This is a genomic window from Oleiphilus sp. HI0125, from assembly GCF_001635355.1.
Map to the genome: position 1 here is coordinate 1 of NZ_LWGF01000117.1, position 809 is coordinate 809.

The window sequence follows — 809 nt, forward strand, 5'->3', positions numbered from 1 at the left end:
TGACGGAAGCTTGTGCAGCTTTCCCAGGACATATCATCGTTGGCTTAGATGCTAAAGATGGCAAGGTTGCAACAGATGGTTGGGCTGATGTGTCTAGCGTTGAAGCAACAGATCTTGCGAAGCAGTTTGATGAAGCCGGTGTTTCGTCGATTGTATACACGGATATAGCTCGTGATGGCATGATGCAAGGTGTGAATGTTGAAGCGACAGTGCGTCTAGCTCAAGCTTCTTCTATTCCTGTGATTGCATCGGGCGGTGTCACGAATATGGAAGATATCAAAGCCTTGGCTGCGCAAGCTGATCAAGGCATTTGTGGTGCGATCACCGGTCGTGCGATATACGAAGGAACGCTCGATGTGAAAGAAGCGCAAGACTACAGTGATATTCACAGTGGTTACGTTGCGAAAGACTAAGATTTTTAAGGTGTAGTCATGGGCTTAGCAAAACGTATTATTCCTTGTTTAGATGTAGAAAATGGGCGCGTGGTGAAAGGCGTTCAGTTCGTAGATATTCGCGATGCGGGTGACCCAGTACAAGTCGCTAAAAAGTACGATGAACAGGGCGCTGACGAAATTACCTTTTTGGATATAACGGCGAGTCATGAAGGTCGTGATACGACGATTCATACCGTTGAAAAAATAGCTGCGAATGTTTTCATCCCATTAACGGTTGGCGGCGGTATCCGTAAAGTCGAAGATATTCGTAACATGCTGAATGCAGGGGCTGACAAAGTGAGTATTAATACTGCTGCAGTATTCAATCCTGAATTTGTTCGTGAGGCGGCAGAGAAGTTCGGTAGTCAATGTATT

The 809-nt window shown here is 45.9% G+C and carries 2 protein-coding genes; both read left to right on the top strand.

Going from position 1 to position 809, the window contains the following annotated elements:
- A partial coding sequence (locus A3762_RS02050) for a HisA/HisF-related TIM barrel protein (RefSeq protein WP_255375022.1) occupies window positions 1–413 on the top strand: 413 nt, incomplete at its 5' end.
- A gap of 18 nt (window positions 414–431) precedes the next feature.
- On the top strand, window positions 432–809 hold a 378-nt coding region (gene hisF, locus A3762_RS02055; protein ID WP_197468943.1), incomplete at its 3' end, for an imidazole glycerol phosphate synthase subunit HisF.